Genomic DNA, 17,637 nt, shown 5'->3' with positions numbered 1-17,637 from the left:
ATTGATAGTCCTATTTAAGGTAAGCGGGAGCCAACGATGGCAATGAGTTTTCTGGCGAGCTCTAACTTGCTGGCGTGCCCTAGGTTTTTACTGCCTTTGTCGTCCACCACGAGAATTTCATTAGTATCAAGACCAAAGGTGGTGGGACCGATATTTCCCACAATCATTGGGATGCCCTTGCGAATCCGTTTCTCTTTAGAGTGTTTACCCAAACGATCGGTTTCAGCAGCAAAGCCAACACAGTATGGCTTTGATTTGCGCTTGGCTAATTTAGCCATATCGAGCAAGATATCGGGGTTCGAACGAAACTCTAAATGAAGTCCAGACTGCTCTTGACGCTTAATCTTTTGTGAGGCACGATTGGCAATCGTCCAATCGGCAACAGCAGCGACTGCGAAAAATACATCGCAATCGGCAGAGGCGAGCGTGGCCCGATGCATCTCTTCACCCGTGATTACATTCGTCCGCTTAATTCGACCGGTGCTCTGCAAGGGCGTGGGTAAATCACAAGGGCCAGCGATGAGGTGAACTTCAGCGCCCGCTTCAACGGCCGCTTGGGCGATTGCAAATCCCATTTTCCCGGAACTCAGATTAGTAATGCCACGGACTGGGTCGATAGCCTCAAATGTTGGACCGGCTGTAATGAGTACCCGTTTTCCACTTAAAACCTGTGGCTGGAAAAACGCGATCAGTTGCTCGCATAGCTCAGAGGGCTCCAGCATCCGACCCATGCCAACTTCACCACATGCCTGGTCACCGCTTCCGGGGCCAAGAACTGCAACGCCATCGTTTTGAAGTCGCTGGAGGCTACGTTGGGTAGCAGGGTGAGCCCACATTTGCAGATTCATGGCGGGCGCAATCAAAAGAGGGCAATCGCGCGCAAGGCACATCGTCGTTAGTAAATCATCCGCCAAACCAAGCGATAGTTTTGCCATGAGATCGGCGCTTGCAGGGGCAATCAAAATCGCATCGGCCTTACGGGATAGCTCAATGTGCGCCATGTTATTGCTAATCCGCGGATCCCATTGACTACTAAAGACCGGTTTGCCGCTGAGTGCTTGCATGGTGACCGGCGTAATGAATTGCATGGCGGATTCTGACATCACCACTTGAACCTCGGCCCCCTCCTGAATCAGGGCGCGGACTAATTCAGCAGATTTATACGCTGCAATTCCGCCGGAGATTCCTAAAACAATTTTTTTGTTTGCTAACGAGGTCATGCGCGGGTTCCAAATCGATTTGACTCTAGGGGCGGTCTTTAATGGCCCGTCGTATTTCGTTGATAACAATTAATGTAGCACCAATTGAGATCGCACTATCAGCAATATTGAAGGCTGGCCAGTGCCAACCGTCATAGTGCACGTCAATAAAGTCAACTACAGCGCCATATAGCAAGCGATCGATGACGTTGCCCATGGCCCCACCAAGGATTAAGGAAAGGGCAAGACAAAATGGACGATCTTGGGTATTTTTCTGTAAGAGCCAAATAATCACAACGGCCGCAACAATCCCAATGACGGTAAAAAACCAGCGTTGCCAACCACCTGCCTGAGACAAAAAGGAGAAGGCGGCACCTGGGTTATAAATTAAGAACCAATTCAGAAAATCAGTGACCTTGATCGCCTGGGCCATCGGCAGACTCATTTGAGCCCACCACTTAGTGATTTGATCAGCAATCAATACCCCAAGGGCTAGCAGTAAATACCATTTGCTTGAGCTTTCTTGGGGGGATGCTTGAACCATGTTTATGCAAACTGACGAAGTTCACCAGCGCCATCGAGATTACTGATGCAGCGCCCACAGAGATCGGGATGGTTTGGATGGGATCCAGTATCGGCTGTGTGATGCCAGCAACGCGCGCATTTTTGATAGGCGCTTGGCTTGACTGTGATCTGAGTATTGCCATCAGTGGATTTTGCAATCTCCGCATTTGAGGTAATCGTTACAAAGCGAAGATCCGAAGCAATCGATTGCAGTAACTCAAAATCAGTCGCGTTTACTTGGATCAGTAACTCAGCTTGCAAGGAAGATCCAATCTTGCCGGCTTCGCGTTCGAGCTCGATGGCTTTCGTAATGTCAGAGCGGATCTCGCGAATGCGTTGCCATTTAGCAAGTAAGGATTGAGCGTCCTTTATTTCAGGAAAGGATCCAAATTCTTCGGTGAAGATCGATACACTCTCTTTGGACTTGGCAAAGTGCGGGTAGCATTTCCAAGCCTCTTCAGCGGTGAAGCTGAGGAAGGGCGATAGCCACTTGAGTAAGTGTTGGCTAATATGAAATAAGGCATTTTGAGCAGAGCGCCGACCCACCGAATTCGCAGGCATGGTGTAAAGACGATCTTTCAGAATGTCCAAATAGAAGCCACCTAAATCTTCAGAACAAAACGCTAATATTTTTGAGACCGCTGGATGAAATTCATAATCACGGTAGTGTGCTTCGATGGTGTTTTGTAAGTCAGCTGCCAGCGCAACGCCATAGCGATCAATCTCTAGCCATTCGGAAGGAGGTAGCTGATTTTTTTGTGGATCAAAATCTGCAAGGTTTGCCAAGAGAAAGCGTAGGGTATTACGAATACGTCGATAGCTTTCAACGACTCGTTTCAAAATCTCATCGGAGATTGACATCTCTCCCGAGTAGTCGGTCGAAGCAACCCAGAGACGAATAATTTCAGCACCCAGTTTGTCAGCCACTTCTTGAGGCGCTATCACATTACCCACTGACTTACTCATCTTGCGACCTTGGCCATCCACTGTAAAGCCATGGGTTAAGAGGGCGCGATACGGGGGTTTGCCATCGAGCATGGCACCAGTTAAGAGTGACGAATGAAACCAACCGCGATGTTGATCAGAGCCCTCTAAATAAAGATCAGCCCAACGACCTTCTGCGCCCTCAGATTCCTGGCGATATAGTACGTTGCGATGTGAGCCGCGCATCACATGCCAATGTGTCGTGCCCGAGTCAAACCAGACATCGAGCGTGTCACGATTTTTCTCATAAGCGCTTGCCTCGTCACCCAGCAAGCTTTCAACCGTTAGATTCTGCCAAGCTTCAATCCCATTTTTTTCAACCAACTGAGCAACTTGCTCAAGCAACTCAGGTGTGCGAGGATGCGGCTCGCCCGTTTCTTTGTGAATCAAAAATGCCATGGGCACGCCCCATTGCCGTTGCCGGGAAAGGGTCCAATCGGGACGATTGGCAATCATGCTGTGTAAGCGTTGCTTACCCCAGGCTGGATAGAAGTGCGTACTCTCAACTCCCGCCAAGGCGGTTTCACGCAATGAGGCCTTCTCACCAGCTGGTTTTTTATCCATGCTGGCAAACCATTGTGAGGTAGCACGGTAGACGATCGGGGTCTTGTGTCGCCAGCAATGCATGTAGGAGTGCGTATAGGATTTATTCTTCAAAAGGCTGCCAGCCTCATCAAGCGCTTTCACAATGTTTGGATTGGCTTTCCAAATATGTTGACCAGCAAAGAGTGGCAAGGAGGAGGCATACACACCATCGCCCATGACCGGATTGATGATGTCGTGATCAGCTAAGCCATGAGCCTTACAGGACTTGAAGTCATCCTCACCATAGGCGGGAGCGCAATGCACTAGGCCCGTTCCAGTATCGAGTGTGACGTAATCAGCGCAGTAAATCGGAGCTAAGCGTTTGTACCCAGCGTCTAAATTGGCCAAGGGATGCCAGAAGGAAATGCCCTCGAGCACCTTACCTTTACAACTTGCTATAACCTTTCCCTCGAGACCATACTGCTCCAAACAGTCCTTAACCCGATCTTTAGCCAGCAATAGCAAGCGCTGATCGGTTTCAACCAGTGCGTACTCAAGATCGGGATGGACGTTTAAGGCTTGATTCGCTGGTAAGGTCCATGGGGTTGTGGTCCAAATCACGGCCATGCCTGGTTTATTGGGTAGTTCTTTGAGACCAAATGCATTCGCAAGTTTTGCATTTTGATTGGAATCAAAGGCAAAACCAACATCAACCGCTGGATCCGTTTTATCCTGATACTCCACTTCTGCTTCGGCAAGGGCTGAGCCGCAATCAAAGCACCAGTTCACCGGTTTTAATCCACGAAAGACATACCCCTTTTTCCAGATCTTGCCAAGCGCACGAATCTCGTCCGCTTCATTCTGAAAATCCATGGTGAGGTAGGGCTGATCCCACTCACCAAGAACCCCTAAGCGCTGAAAATCTTTTTTCTGCTTGGCAACCTGAGCCTGCGCATATTCGCGGGCTTTAGCTTGTACCTCGGCGGTCGGTAAGTTTTTGCCAAATTGTTTTTCAATCTGAATCTCAATAGGCATGCCATGGCAATCCCAGCCTGGCACATAGACGGCGTCAAAGCCCATTAACCAGCGGGACTTAACGATCATATCTTTCAGAATCTTATTGACCGCATGACCAATATGAATATCACCGTTGGCGTAGGGAGGGCCGTCGTGCAAGATAAAGCTTGGTTGCCCAGCATGAGCCTTGCGAATCGCCTCATAGACCTTATTGCGTTGCCACTCCTCTACCCATTTGGGTTCCCGCTTGGGTAAATCACCGCGCATGGGAAAGCTGGTCTCAAGCAAATTGACCGGGTAGTTTGGGGATTTATCAGACATACGAATTTTTCTTTAGAAAGTATTGACGAGCCTTTTGGGCATCATCTTGAATGGCAGCTTGTAGGGTGGTTAGGTCGGGGTATTTTCGTTCTTCATGCAGTCGAGCTAGTAATTCTACGCAAACCACTTGCCCATAGATGGATCGGTTGAAATCAAAGATGTGGGTTTCTAAAAGAACCTGACCCGTACTCTCAACCGATGGTCGCACTCCTAAGCTCGAGACGGCAGGCAAAGGCTTCTCACCCAAGCCATACACTTGACTCACAAAAATACCGCTTGTCACCGGTTTGGCATTGGGATGACGCGTGCAAACCGCTAAATTGATGGTGGGAAATCCGAGCGTGCGCCCTAGTTGCTTTCCATACAGCACGTGACCCGAAATTGAAAAAGGGCGTCCGAGCAGTTGTGTGGCTCGCTTCATGTCGCCCTGCTCAAGAGCTTGTCTTAGCAGTGAAGACGAGATTCGCTCATCGGTCTCGAGAACGCTTGGGATGCGACTAACTTCAAAACCATACTGCTTACCGGCGGCCACCAAGCTATCAAAATTACCAGCGCGTTTGGCACCGTAACAGAAATCATCACCAATGAGTATCCATTTGGTATTGAGTTTTTCAAGCAAGATGTTTTGTACAAACTCAGAGGGACTGAGTTGGGAGAAGGCTTGATTAAATTCTTCAATTGCAATGGTATCGACAGCACATTGCCTTAGGGCCATCAACTTGTCTCGAAGATTCTGAATTCGGGGCGGTGCATCGTGCGGTGAAAAAAATTCTCGGGGGTGGGGCTCAAAGGTGAGTACACAGGGGCTTAAATGACGCGTGCGCGCACCTTCCACTAATTGCTGGAGCAATGCTTGATGGCCGCGATGCACACCATCAAAGTTGCCAATGGTTAGGGCGGATGGCGCTTGGGTCGAGGCAGGCTTAAGTCTTCGAAATACCTTCACAGTTCGCTTTCAGGCTAGCCTTGAATTATATTGTTGGTCATGCATTCAATCGTTTCTTTAATTTCAGGGCGCGGCTCTAATTTCGAGGCAATTTACAAGGCCGCAAAAGCAAAATCATGGGATGTGCGATTTACGGGCTTAATTGCCAATCAGCCCGAGGCTAAGGGGCTTGAGTTTGCCAAGTCGGTTGGGATTCCCACCGCGGTGATTCATCACCGGGACTATCCAAGCCGGGAAGCCTTTGATGAGGCATTGATGCAACAAATTGATGCCTTTGGTGCAGATCTTGTAGTTTTGGCTGGTTTTATGAGAATCCTAACCCCAGAGTTCATTGAGCATTATGAGGGGCGCATGATGAACATCCACCCTTCCTTATTGCCACGTTTTCCTGGTTTGCATACCCATGAGCGGGCCTTGGAGGCGGGGGATCGGGTGCATGGTGCCACAGTGCATTTTGTTAGCGCTGGCGTAGATGAGGGTCCCATTATTTGTCAAAGTGAGGTCCCTGTCTTGCCCACCGATACCCCAAGCGAGTTGGCTGCTCGGGTTTTAAAGACGGAGCATCAAATCTATCCATTAGCAGTTGAGTGGTTTATTCAGGGGCGTTTACAGATTGCGGGTAATCGAGTGAGTGTTGACCCACCTGAGTTACAGTACATTCCTTTTCCATAAGAACGGCGAGTTCATGACGCGATCCTCCTCTACCGCTTCAAAGCGGATATCTAAAGAAAAGAAGTATGCAAAGAGTAAGGATGCCAAAGCGCCCGTGCTGATTAATCCTCAGGGACAAAAAAATTACTCGCATGCAAAGGCGCTACCGCAGCATGTTTTGCATCTCGAGCAGTTGCTTCCCGAGTTATTGCAATTTGATCAACCAGCCGATCGGGTTGTTAGTCGTTACTTTCGTGCGCATCCCAAATTAGGTAATCGCGATCGCGCCTTAATTGCTGAAGCTGCATTTTCTGTATTGCGCCGCAAGCAGGAGTTTTCTCAATTTGCAGCCAGTGGCTCTGGCTCCCTAGCCCGCCGCTTGGCCTTGCTGGGCCTAGTTTCAGCCTTATCTGAAGGGGGGCTTGGGACCGCAAATCGGCTAGAGAGCGCGCTCGCTGATTTGGCCTTTGTCGTACAAAAGGAGGAGTACGAATGGCTCAGTCGCTTTGGCCAAGTCGATCGTGATGCACTGGCACGACTAGTAAAACATAATTTGCCAGAATGGCTTTGGAACACGATGGTTCAGTCTTTTGGTGAGGAAGAGGGCGGTCGTTTGGCTGAGTCTCTCATGAAGCCGGCACCACTGGATTTGCGTGTGAACACATTAAAGACCTCACGTGATCAATTGCTGTTGCAAATGAATCAAAGTGCGAATCGGTTTGAGGCGCACCCAACGCCTTACTCCCAAGACGGAATTCGTATTTTTGGAAAACCTGCCTTGCAAAGCTCGACCTGGATGAAAGATGGCTTGTTTGAGGTCCAGGATGAGGGTAGTCAAATCCTATGTCACTTGCTCGATCCCAAGCGAGGAGAAATGGTGGTTGATTTTTGTGCTGGAGCCGGCGGCAAGACTTTGGCCTTGGGTGCGATGATGCGCAATACCGGCCGCCTCTATGCATTTGATACCTCTGAGCGACGCCTGGCGAACTTAAAACCACGCTTAGCGCGAAGCGGCCTATCCAATGTGCATCCCATGTGGATTGATAGTGAGAGAGACCCCAGAATTAAGCGCCTTGCAGGAAAAATTGACCGCGTCTTGGTGGATGCTCCTTGCAGCGGATTGGGGACCTTGCGTCGTAATCCCGACCTCAAGTGGCGCCAAACACCAGCCGAGATCGCCAAATTAGCCCCCACCCAACTGGCCATTTTGGAGTCGGCGGCCCGTTTGCTAAAGCCAGGGGGTCGTCTGGTTTACGCCACCTGTAGTCTTTTAGATCAAGAAAATCAAGAGCTTGTGAACCTTTTCCTTGAAAAACACCCTGATTTTGAGCTTTTATCCGCTAAAGAGGCTCTGGGAAGTCATTTTTTACATGATGGAATTCCGATTGGCACCAGTAATGACAAGCCCTGGTGGCAACTTTTACCCTCACAGCATGGAACCGATGGATTTTTTGGGGCAATTATGCAGCGAAAGCCTTAAAATAAGGGGTTAGAAGCATGATCGCAGTTAATGAGGGAGATTTGTTTGGAGATGAGTACCATTTCTAGTTTGCATGATGGATTGATTCAGTGGTTGGCCCACGGTTACTTGGACTGGGCTTGGTGGCAGATCGTGATCTTTACCCTGGTCATGACCCACATTACGATTGCTAGTGTTACGATTTTTTTACATCGTTGTCAGGCCCATCGAGCACTCGACCTGCATGCCATCCCCTCTCATTTCTTCCGGTTCTGGTTATGGTTGACTACGGGTATGGTAACCAAGGAGTGGGCCTCGGTTCACCGCAAACATCATGCGAAATGCGAGTCCGTTGAAGATCCACATAGTCCGCAAGTTTTAGGGATCGACACCGTTCTTTTGCGCGGCGCAGAACTCTACAAGGTAGAAGCTGCAAAGAAAGAAACACTTGAAAAGTTTGGTCACGGTACTCCCGATGACTGGATTGAGCACAATCTCTATTCGCGTTTTACATGGCAAGGCGTTGGCCTGATGCTCATCATCGATTTATTTTTGTTTGGCGCAATTGGTGCAACCGTTTGGGCTGTACAAATGCTCTGGATCCCCATCACTGCCGCAGGTGTCATTAATGGAATCGGCCACTATTGGGGATATCGGAACTACGACTGTGAAGATGCATCAACCAATATCGTGCCGTGGGGCATTTTGATTGGTGGAGAAGAGCTTCATAACAATCACCATACCTACGCAACGAGCGCCAAGTTATCGAACAAATGGTATGAGTTTGATATTGGTTGGGTTTACATTTGCGCCTTGCGCTCTCTCGGTTTGGCAAAGGTGAAGAAAGTTCCACCCAAGCCCGTTCTCTCCGAAGTGCGTCCTGCCGATGATAAGACTCTAGAGGCTATTATTGCCAATCGCTACGAGATCATGGCGCGTTATAGCAAAACCCTAAAGCGGTGCATTGCAAACGAGTTCCAGCACATGCAAGAATTTGCAGCGCACCTCAAGGATGCGCGTGATTGGCTGTATAAAGATGAGACCAAATTGACGGCGCTTGAGAAAGAAAAACTCGAGGAGCTCATGAAAACGAATTCTCAGTTACGCAAGATGATTGAGATGCGTCGTGAGTTGCATGCAATTTGGGGCCGCTCCAACGCCACTCGTGAGCAATTGCTGGGACAGCTGCGTTCATGGTGCAATCGGGCCGAAGAGACTGGCCCGCACTCCCTGAAAGAGTTCTCACTGCGTCTTAGACGTTATTCGAATCCGGCCTAATAAAAAACCCGTTCATGTGAACGGGTTTTTAGTTTCGACGTAAAGACGAATTACTTAATCTTGGTTTCTTTATAAGCAACGTGCTTACGAGCTTTTGGATCAAACTTCATGATCTCCATTTTCTCGGGTTTGGTTCGTTTGTTTTTAGTGGTGGTATAGAAGTGACCGGTACCAGCAGTCGACTCTAACTTGATTTTCTCGCGTGCGCCTTTAGCCATTACTCAATCCTTAAACTTGACCGCGGGCACGAAGATCTGCCAAAACAGAATCAATACCATTCTTGTCGATTAAACGAAGTCCGGCGTTGGTTAAGCGAAGGCTAACCCAACGATTTTCAGACTCAACCCAGAAACGGCGATTTTGCAAATTAGGCAAAAAGCGACGCTTTGTTTTGTTATTTGCATGGGAAACATTGTTGCCGACCATCGGCTTTTTCCCAGTGACTTGGCAAACTTTTGCCATGACACACTCCTTCAGTACGAAAAACATCGATTGTAGCAGGCATCTGCCCTTTGGCGCTAGGGTTTCATCAATATTCGGAATGGATCACGGCAAAAAGTTAGTAAATACTCTCATTTATAGGCTTTTCTATTAAGCCAGCATCCGAAAAAGAGAAAAAACCATGCTTTGCCACGATGCAATGGTCCAGAAGCGCAATATTGACCCAGTGGAGTGCTTGCCTCAGTTCGTGGGTAATGGCTTCATCATTGGGGCTGGGAAGTGGGTTGCCCCCGGGGTGGTTATGGGCAATCACCAGGGCACTGGCATTGCGATTCAGGCACTCTTTAATGATTTCTCTAGGGTAAATCGCCGTTTGATCAATCGATCCCCGAAAGAGCTCTTGGCACTCGATTAGGCGATTGCTGTTATCTAGATACAGACAAAGAAATACCTCGTGCTCCAGTCTGGCAATTTTGGTTTGTAAAAACTCCCTGACTTGGGTTGAGGATGAGAATATCGCTTGTTGAGAGAGGCTTTCATGAAGGCAGCGTTTCACCAGTTCATAGGCTGCCTTGATTTGAGCCCATTTTGAAGGCCCTATCCCATGGCAGCGGTAAATATCAGAGACTGGTGCATTCACCAGGCCTTGCATCCCTCCAAATTGACTTAGCAGATCTTGGGCCAATGAAACAGCGCTTTTACCTTTAACCCCAGAACGCAGAAAAATAGCCAAGAGCTCAGCATCGGATAGGGAGGCGGCGCCTTGGCGGATTAATTTCTCGCGGGGCTGTTGTGCTTTTGGCCATTGGGAGATTGGGTGATTCTGCGCCTCTCTGGCTACAATGGCAGCATGAGTGAGCCTACCGTTTCCCCTGATTCTTTCTTGACCATCAACTATCGATTGACCCTCCCGGGCGGGGAGGATTACATCAACACCTTCGACGATCGACCGGCGACGATGCAATTGGGTACGGGTCAATTCGCCCCCTGTTTTGAAAAGGTTTTGCTAGGCGCTAAAGTTGGTGAAAAGCGCTCGGCTGTTCTAAGCCCGCAAGATGCGTTTGGGGAGCATAAGCCCGAGCTCATCCAGTGGGTGAGTATGGATGTATTGTTAGCCAATACCGATGAAGTTCCGGAATTTGCCCCGGGCGATATGATTGAATTTAATGCGCCTAGCGGTGCACAATATGCAGGTGTATTGCAATCCATTAATGAAGAGGGCGCGTGGTTTGATTTCAACCATCCTCTCGCAGGTAAGCAGTTAAGTTTTGAAGCAGAAATTATTGCCATTTTGTAATCAAGATCCATGCAAAGTAACCCATTGCCCTCTGAAAGTGCTGAAATACTCTTGGCGCAGCCCAGGGGATTTTGTGCCGGCGTCGATCGAGCGATTAATATCGTGAATGAGGCGCTTAGTCGCTTTGGTGCCCCGATTTATGTGCGCCATGAAATCGTTCACAACAAATACGTGGTTGATGAATTGCGCGCAAAGGGTGCGATTTTTGTTGACGAGATTGATGAAATTCCGCGTGGAGCGATTGTGATCTACAGCGCCCACGGAGTTTCTCAGCAGGTTCGCCAAGACGCTGCTGAGCGCGGCTTGCAGGTATATGACGCAACCTGTCCCTTGGTCACTAAAGTACACGTTGAAGTGGTGAAGTTGTGCAAAGATGGGTTTACGGTATTCATGATTGGTCATGCTGGCCACCCAGAGGTTGAGGGAACCATGGGGCAGGTCGAGAGCGGCATCTTCCTGATTGAGAATTTAGATGATGTGGAAAAACTCAATTTTTCTAGCGATGAGCGCTTGGCATTTGTGACCCAAACCACTCTTTCGGTCGATGAAACGAAAGAAATTGTGAATGCGCTTACCAAAAAATTCCCCAAAATTATCCAACCGAAGAAGCAGGACATTTGTTACGCCACTCAAAATCGACAAGATGCCGTGAAATTTATGGCCCCCCAAGTCCAATTGGTAATTGTCGTGGGAAGTCAGGCGAGCTCGAACTCTAATCGTCTGCGGGAATTGGCTGAAAAATTAGGCGTACCGGCTTACATGGTTGATGCTCCGGATCAGCTTCGGCCCGAATGGTTTGAAGGCAAAAAGCGAGTTGGTTTAACCGCGGGCGCATCGGCGCCAGAGAGTCTTGCGCAAGCGATCGTGGCTCGTATTCAAGAGTTTGGCCCACGTCAAATTCGATCCTTGGATGGGGTTGTGGAGGATGTCACTTTCTCCTTACCAAAAAATCTCACGCATCCTGTTTAATTTCTATTCATTCACTTGGAGGATTTGCCCATGAAACCATATCAAAGGATGTTTTCATACAGCGTACTTTCGCTTGCGACGGTGGGCTTGCTAGTTGCATGTGGCGGCAAGGCCAATGATGGCGAAGTGAAGATCGGTCATGTGGCCCCACTGACTGGATCGATTGCTCATATGGGTAAGCAAAATGAAAATGGTGCTGTTTTGGCGGTTGAGGAAATTAATAAGGTAGGATTAACAATCAATGGTAAGAAGGTGGTGCTGAAGTTAGTTCCAGAAGATGACGCAGCCGATCCCAAGACCGCTACTCAAGTTGCTCAAAAATTAGTTGATGCAAAAGTTGTCGCAGTGGTGGGTCACTTGAATTCTGGGACTACGATTCCTGCATCAAAGATTTACCATGACGCCGGCATCACCCAAATTTCCCCATCGGCAACCAATCCTGAATACACCAAGCAGGGCTTCAAAACCGCTTTTCGCTTAGTGGCCACTGATGCACAACAGGGTCCAGCTCTAGCTGATTATGTGGCCAAGAATTTAAAAGCAAAAGTGGTGGCAATCATTGATGACTCGACTCAATATGGCAAGGGCCTCGCAGACGAGTTTGAGAAAACAGTGAAAGCTGCTGGTATCAAGGTATTGCCCCGTGAGGCAACCAATGACAAGGCAACCGACTTTAAGGCCATTCTCACCAAGGTGAAGGCCGGTAAGCCTGATGTCATCATGTATGGCGGAATGGATGCTACGGGTGGCCCCTTAGCTAAGCAGGCAAAGGAGTTGGGCATCAAAGCCAAAATTGTGGGTGGCGACGGAATTTGTACCGACAAATTGGCTGAGCTGGCTGGTGATGCGATTAATAACGTGGCTTGTTCAGAAGCTGCGATGACCCTCTCAAAAATGGAAGCGGGTCCCGAGTTTCAGAAAAAATATAAAGAGCGCTTCAATATCGATGTCGATATCTATGCTCCATTCTCATACGATGCGGTTTATGTGATTGTGGATGCGATGAAACGTGCCAACTCAGTTGAGCCGGCCAAGATCTTAGCCGTGATGCCTCAAACGCAAATGAAGGGTTTGATCGGCAATATTGCGTTTGATGATAAAGGGGATCTCAGGGAAAGCGTGATCACCTTATACGACTACAAGGATAAGAAGAAGTCAGTCCTCGAAATTATTAAGATCCAGTAATTCGATAAGCACCCAGCGCGGTGCTTATTTTTTATAGACTGATTGTCGATGGATATTCTGCTACAGCAGATTTTGAATGGCCTGGTGCTGGGTAGTATCTATGCTCTGATTGCATTGGGCTACACCATGGTTTATGGGATCTTAGGAATCATTAACTTTGCTCATGGCGAAGTTCTCATGATCGGAGCCATGGTATCCCTCACCCTCATCACACTGATCACGCAATTACCGCTGGGTTTGCCACCATGGGTGCTATTGGTTTTAGTTCTATTGATGACCATGGCTGTGTGCGCCTTGGTTAGCTATTTGATTGAGCGTTTTGCCTATCGGCCGTTGCGTCAAGCACCACGTTTAGCACCCTTAATTTCTGCGATTGGCGTCTCGGTTTTATTGCAAACTTTGGCCATGATCATCTGGTCTCGTAATCCCATGACCTATCCTCAGTTGCTACCCTCGACACCCATCGATGTCTTTGGTTCAGGGGCAACCATCACGGGTAAAGAAATTGTAATTATTGTTACGTCTTTTTCAGTCATGGCTTTATTGCTCCTAATTGTGCAAAAGACCAAGCTTGGACGGGCGATGCGAGCAACGGCTGAGCAGCCGAACGTGGCTGCGCTGATGGGCGTTAATCCTAATCGGGTCATTTCGATCACGTTTATGTTAGGGGGCGCACTTGCGGCCCTTGCTGGGATCATGATGGCCACCAACTACGGCAATGTACATTTCTCAATGGGATTTATTCCTGGGTTAAAAGCCTTTACGGCTGCAGTACTGGGGGGCATCGGCAATATTCAGGGGGCGATGTTAGGTGGACTCTTGCTTGGTCTGATTGAGGCAATTGGGGCTGGATACATTAGCGATTGGACTGGCGGTCTCTTAGGATCCAACTATCAAGATATTTTTGCCTTCATGGTTTTAATCTTAGTGTTGGTATTTAGGCCTCGCGGTTTATTGGGTGAGCGAGTATCGGATCGTGCTTAAACCATTTTTTCAGCGCGCATCGCGTCGTGATCAACAACGATTTTGGATCGTCAGTGCGATCGCATTATTAGCGCTACCATGGATCGTGGGATCGGCTGGTGGCAACTACTGGGTTCGTGTTTTGGATTTTGCCTTGCTGTACGTTGTTCTCGCATTAGGCCTCAATGTGGTGATTGGTTTTGCGGGCTTACTTGATTTGGGCTACATCGCTTTTTATGCAGTGGGCGCCTACAGTTATGCTTTACTTGCCTCACCCCATCTCACTACACAATTTCCTGCCATTGCCGCTGTTTTTCCTGCGGGCCTTCATTTTCCTCTGTGGGGTGCACTCATCATCTCTTTTGGCCTAGCTGCCATTTTTGGGGTGCTTCTTGGATTTCCAACACTAAAGTTACGCGGTGATTATTTGGCGATTGTGACCTTGGGGTTTGGGGAAATTATTCGGATCTTCTTAAATAATCTCGATCGCCCCCTGAATTTAACAAATGGGCCTAAGGGGATTGGCAGCATTCATCCAATCGAGCTCTTTGGTATCAAGCTCTCAAAGCCAATGAGCATCTGGGGCTTTGAGATTCCTTCGCTGTATTTACTCTTCTATTTTTTCTTAATCCTTGCCATTCTGGTTGCGATTGTTTGCTCACGTCTAGAGCATTCCCGCATTGGTCGGGCGTGGGTGGCCATTCGTGAGGATGAGATCGCCGCGGAGGCGATGGGGATTGAGACTCGTAATATGAAATTACTGGCGTTTGCCATTGGTGCCAGTTTTGCAGGTGCCGCAGGGGTATTATTTGCCGCCTTTCAGGGCTTTGTGTCGCCTGAGTCGTTCACCTTATGGGAATCGATCGTGGTTTTAGCCATGGTGGTGATGGGCGGGATGGGGCATATTCCTGGGGTGATTCTTGGGGCGATCTTGCTCGCCATTTTTCCTGAACTCTTACGCAGCATTGCAGCCCCGATTCAGCAGTTTGTCTTTGGATCAGTTCTGGTTGATACCGAAATTATTCGTCAGTTACTGTATGGTTTGGCGCTGATCCTCATCATGCTCTACCGACCCAATGGAATTTGGCAAAAACCGGATGCTTTGAAAGCCTCAAACGGATGAGCGATCTCTTAATGATTTCTGGAGTATCGAAGCGCTTTGGAGGCATTCAGGCGCTTGATGAGGTGGGTATTCGTGTGCGCGCAGGGGCAATTGCTGGACTCATTGGTCCCAATGGGGCTGGCAAAACCACTTTCTTTAATGTCATCACCGGCTTATATCCAGCCGATCAGGGTAGGTTTGAGCTTCAGGGCCAGCCGTATTCTCCCCATTCAGTATCTCAGGTCACCCAAGCGGGTATCGCTAGAACCTTTCAGAACATTCGCTTATTTAAAGAAATGACCGCATTAGAGAATGTCATGGTGGGGTGCCATTGCCGCTCCTCAATTGGCATGTGGGGCGCTATCTTGGGCACACAATCTAATCGACGTGAAGAGCGTGCCATCCGTGAAAAATCGCTTGCCTTACTTGCATATGTTGGCTTGCAAGACTATGCACGACATAAGGCTAAAAATTTATCCTATGGGTACCAACGACGCCTTGAAATTGCCCGTGCTTTAGCTACTGAACCAATTCTATTGGCTCTTGATGAGCCAGCTGCGGGGATGAATGCCAGTGAGAAGCTGGAATTAAAAGAATTAATCCTAAAGATCCGCGCTGATGGCAAAACTATTTTGCTCATTGAGCACGATGTGCATCTCGTAATGAGTCTTTGTGATCATTTGACCGTGCTTGATTATGGCAAGGTGATTGCCGATGGATTGCCCGATGCAGTACGCAGTCATCCAGAGGTGATTCGGGCTTATTTAGGCGGGGCGGCGGCATGAGTACGACACCTCTTTTAGGGATCAAGCATCTGAAGTTGTCGTATGGCGGAATTGCCGCCGTTAAAGGGATTGACCTGTATATCAACGCTGGAGAGTTAGTTACCTTGATCGGCGCCAATGGCGCGGGTAAAACCACGACGCTAAAAGTAATTGCTGGTCTTCTTAAGCCAAGCGCCGGATCGATTCAATTCTTAGGGCGCGCCATAGGGGGCCGGCCGGCCTATGAGTTAGCCGAGCTTGGGATTGGATTGGTGCCAGAAGGCCGGGGAGTATTTGCAAGGATGACCATTTTGGAGAACCTGCAAATGGGTGCGTATATTCGCCAGGGTTCTCAGTCGGCGGAAAGCATTGATCGGGACCTTGAGGTGGTACTTGCAACCTTTCCACGCCTGCGCGAACGTTTGTCGCAATTGGCTGGTACTCTCTCTGGCGGGGAGCAGCAAATGGTAGCGATTGCTCGTGCGATGATGGCGAAGCCAAAGCTTCTCTTATTGGATGAGCCCTCAATGGGCTTGGCACCACTCATGGTGGAAACTATTTTTGAGGTGATTCAAAATCTGAATCAACAGGGCATGACGATCTTGCTCGTCGAGCAAAATGCCCGCTTGGCCTTATCCATGGCAGATCGAGCGTATGTGATGGAGAGTGGTGCGATTACCCTATCGGGATCAGCCGATCAGTTATTAAATGACGACCGGGTTCGCGAAGCGTATTTGGGTGCGGATCTAAAAACCAAAGAGACCAAAGAAACTTAAGCCAGTTTCTTTAGCAGAGCCCGCAAAGTAGCACACATCGTAAGAATTTCTTCTTCGGTGACATTGAGTGCGGGCATAAAACGCAACAGATCGGGCCTAGGCGAATTAATCAGTAAGCCCTCGGGCTCATACTCTCGTGCAAGCTCGACCAAGGAGGGCCCGATATCTTTACCGAGCATGAGGGCCCGAAGAAGACCTTTGCCACGTTCGCCTTGCAACCCGAATTCAGAGCAAAGTTTAAGTAATTCACTTTGCAGGAACGCTCCTTTTTGAATCACTGAGTCCAAAAAGCCCGGGGCCAGGAGTTGTTCAATCACGCTAATCCCAACCGCGGTCATTAGGGCATTGCCATTGTAGGTGCCCCCTTGATCGCCGGGCACAAAGCAGGCGACTGCATCGGTGCATAAAAGGGCCGCGAGAGGAACGCCCCCACCAATTCCTTTGCCAAGGGTCATGATGTCGGGTTCAATCCCAAAATGTTGGTAGGCAAATAACTTTCCAGTTCTTCCAAAACCAGCCTGCACTTCATCAACGATGAGCAATAGGTTGTGCTCTTTGGTCAGTTGGCGTAGTTCTTTCATGAAGGCATCATCAGCAGGAATAACGCCACCTTCACCCTGGACTGGTTCTAGCATGACGGCAACCGTTTTATCGGTAATGCAGCGTTTGACCGATTCAATATCGTTGAGATCAGCTTTAGGAAAGCCTGGCACCTGGGGGGCGAAGAGGGTATCCCAGCCCGGCTTGCCCGATGCGCTCATCGTTGCTAAGGTCCGCCCATGAAAACTATGATCAAAGGTAATGATTTCATAAGCACCGCCTTTGTGGATTTGTCCCCATTTTCTGGCGAGCTTGATCGCACCCTCATTGGCTTCGGCGCCACTATTGGCAAAAAACACTTTGTTAAAGCAGCTATGGCTCGTCAGTAAATCGGATAACCGAATCATCGGTTCGTTATAGAACGCAGGGCTAGGATTAATCAATTTCTGGGCTTGCGCGTTTAATGCAGCAACAATGCCAGGATTGCAGTGCCCCAAGCAATTCACGGCCCATCCTTGGAGGAAGTCCAAGTAGCGCTTGCCATTTTGATCGATCAACCACGAGCCTTTGCCCTCCATCATGATGATGTCAGGCCGCTTGGTGATATACATCACCGAATGGGCATCAACAGGACGAGGATCAGAAAGTTGATTCAT

18 protein-coding genes are annotated in these 17,637 nt (G+C 48.9%); 10 read left to right on the top strand and 8 right to left on the bottom strand.

Going from position 1 to position 17,637, the window contains the following annotated elements:
* Positions 1-14: 14 nt before the first annotated feature.
* Genes coaBC through AOC32_RS07995 form a run of 4 tightly spaced genes read right to left on the bottom strand, consistent with a single transcriptional unit; the run spans position 15 to position 5,556 of the window.
* Positions 15-1,220 (bottom strand): bifunctional phosphopantothenoylcysteine decarboxylase/phosphopantothenate--cysteine ligase CoaBC, encoded by a 1,206-nt coding sequence (coaBC, locus tag AOC32_RS08010; protein WP_108508956.1) that lies wholly within the window; start codon positions 1,218-1,220, stop codon positions 15-17.
* 25 nt (positions 1,221-1,245) lie between these two features.
* On the bottom strand, positions 1,246-1,743 hold the full coding sequence (lspA, locus tag AOC32_RS08005; RefSeq protein ID WP_108508955.1) for a signal peptidase II: 498 nt from the start codon (positions 1,741-1,743) through the stop codon (positions 1,246-1,248).
* 2 nt (positions 1,744-1,745) lie between these two features.
* Positions 1,746-4,610: an isoleucine--tRNA ligase gene (ileS, locus tag AOC32_RS08000; protein WP_108508954.1), complete on the bottom strand. Its 2,865-nt coding sequence runs from the start codon at positions 4,608-4,610 to the stop codon at positions 1,746-1,748.
* Positions 4,603-5,556 (bottom strand): bifunctional riboflavin kinase/FAD synthetase, encoded by a 954-nt coding sequence (locus AOC32_RS07995; protein ID WP_108508953.1) that lies wholly within the window; start codon positions 5,554-5,556, stop codon positions 4,603-4,605. Before AOC32_RS07995 ends, ileS begins: the two co-directional genes overlap by 8 nt.
* 39 nt (positions 5,557-5,595) lie before the next feature.
* On the opposite strand from AOC32_RS07995, the gene purN reads away from it, so the two are divergent.
* From purN to AOC32_RS07980, 3 genes are read left to right on the top strand one after another with little or no spacing between them, the layout of a single operon-like run.
* A complete protein-coding gene (gene purN / locus AOC32_RS07990) occupies positions 5,596-6,228 on the top strand; it encodes a phosphoribosylglycinamide formyltransferase (protein ID WP_108508952.1) in 633 nt (210 codons plus the stop codon).
* Positions 6,229-6,241: 13 nt separating this feature from the next.
* Positions 6,242-7,687: an RsmB/NOP family class I SAM-dependent RNA methyltransferase gene (locus AOC32_RS07985; protein WP_108508951.1), complete on the top strand. Its 1,446-nt coding sequence runs from the start codon at positions 6,242-6,244 to the stop codon at positions 7,685-7,687.
* A 51-nt stretch (positions 7,688-7,738) separates the two neighbouring features.
* Complete coding sequence (locus tag AOC32_RS07980) at positions 7,739-8,944, top strand: DesA family fatty acid desaturase (protein ID WP_108508950.1); 1,206 nt, start codon at positions 7,739-7,741, stop codon at positions 8,942-8,944.
* 50 nt (positions 8,945-8,994) lie between these two features.
* Here AOC32_RS07980 and rpmG read toward each other — a convergent pair whose 3' ends face one another.
* The 3 genes from rpmG to radC all read right to left on the bottom strand — a co-directional run bounded on the left by rpmG (position 8,995) and on the right by radC (position 10,199).
* Positions 8,995-9,162 carry a 50S ribosomal protein L33 gene (gene rpmG, locus AOC32_RS07975; protein ID WP_108508949.1) on the bottom strand — a complete coding sequence of 56 codons (168 nt, stop codon included), beginning with the start codon at positions 9,160-9,162 and terminating at the stop codon, positions 8,995-8,997.
* Positions 9,163-9,172: 10 nt separating this feature from the next.
* Positions 9,173-9,406 carry a 50S ribosomal protein L28 gene (gene rpmB, locus AOC32_RS07970; protein ID WP_108508948.1) on the bottom strand — a complete coding sequence of 78 codons (234 nt, stop codon included), beginning with the start codon at positions 9,404-9,406 and terminating at the stop codon, positions 9,173-9,175.
* 97 nt (positions 9,407-9,503) lie between these two features.
* Complete coding sequence (radC, locus tag AOC32_RS07965; protein ID WP_267895634.1) at positions 9,504-10,199, bottom strand: RadC family protein; 696 nt, start codon at positions 10,197-10,199, stop codon at positions 9,504-9,506.
* Positions 10,200-10,235: 36 nt separating this feature from the next.
* Between radC and AOC32_RS07960 the strand changes: the two genes are divergently transcribed.
* The 7 genes from AOC32_RS07960 to AOC32_RS07930 are packed head-to-tail and all read left to right on the top strand — an operon-like array spanning position 10,236 to position 16,441.
* Positions 10,236-10,682: an FKBP-type peptidyl-prolyl cis-trans isomerase gene (locus tag AOC32_RS07960; RefSeq protein ID WP_199908501.1), complete on the top strand. Its 447-nt coding sequence runs from the start codon at positions 10,236-10,238 to the stop codon at positions 10,680-10,682.
* A gap of 9 nt (positions 10,683-10,691) precedes the next feature.
* Positions 10,692-11,651, top strand: coding sequence for a 4-hydroxy-3-methylbut-2-enyl diphosphate reductase (gene ispH / locus AOC32_RS07955; protein ID WP_108508945.1), 960 nt, complete (start codon positions 10,692-10,694; stop codon positions 11,649-11,651).
* 30 nt (positions 11,652-11,681) lie between these two features.
* Positions 11,682-12,836 carry a branched-chain amino acid ABC transporter substrate-binding protein gene (locus AOC32_RS07950; RefSeq protein WP_234409733.1) on the top strand — a complete coding sequence of 385 codons (1,155 nt, stop codon included), beginning with the start codon at positions 11,682-11,684 and terminating at the stop codon, positions 12,834-12,836.
* Between the two features lie 48 nt (positions 12,837-12,884).
* Positions 12,885-13,820, top strand: coding sequence for a branched-chain amino acid ABC transporter permease (locus AOC32_RS07945; protein ID WP_108508943.1), 936 nt, complete (start codon positions 12,885-12,887; stop codon positions 13,818-13,820).
* Positions 13,813-14,922: an ABC transporter permease subunit gene (locus tag AOC32_RS07940; RefSeq protein ID WP_325051144.1), complete on the top strand. Its 1,110-nt coding sequence runs from the start codon at positions 13,813-13,815 to the stop codon at positions 14,920-14,922. The genes AOC32_RS07945 and AOC32_RS07940 overlap by 8 nt, the downstream gene beginning before the upstream one ends.
* Positions 14,919-15,686 carry an ABC transporter ATP-binding protein gene (locus AOC32_RS07935; protein ID WP_108508941.1) on the top strand — a complete coding sequence of 256 codons (768 nt, stop codon included), beginning with the start codon at positions 14,919-14,921 and terminating at the stop codon, positions 15,684-15,686. Before AOC32_RS07940 ends, AOC32_RS07935 begins: the two co-directional genes overlap by 4 nt.
* Positions 15,683-16,441 (top strand): ABC transporter ATP-binding protein, encoded by a 759-nt coding sequence (locus AOC32_RS07930; RefSeq protein ID WP_108508940.1) that lies wholly within the window; start codon positions 15,683-15,685, stop codon positions 16,439-16,441. Before AOC32_RS07935 ends, AOC32_RS07930 begins: the two co-directional genes overlap by 4 nt.
* Here AOC32_RS07930 and AOC32_RS07925 read toward each other — a convergent pair.
* Entirely contained in the window at positions 16,438-17,637 is a 1,200-nt protein-coding gene (locus AOC32_RS07925; protein WP_108508939.1) for an acetylornithine transaminase, read from the bottom strand. The two genes, AOC32_RS07930 and AOC32_RS07925, sit on opposite strands and share 4 nt — an antisense overlap.

Origin of the sequence: Polynucleobacter acidiphobus, from assembly GCF_003065385.1 — a bacterium.
GTDB classification, from domain to species: Bacteria; Pseudomonadota; Gammaproteobacteria; order Burkholderiales; family Burkholderiaceae; genus Polynucleobacter; species Polynucleobacter acidiphobus.
This window is presented reverse-complemented; position numbering and strand designations above follow the sequence as displayed.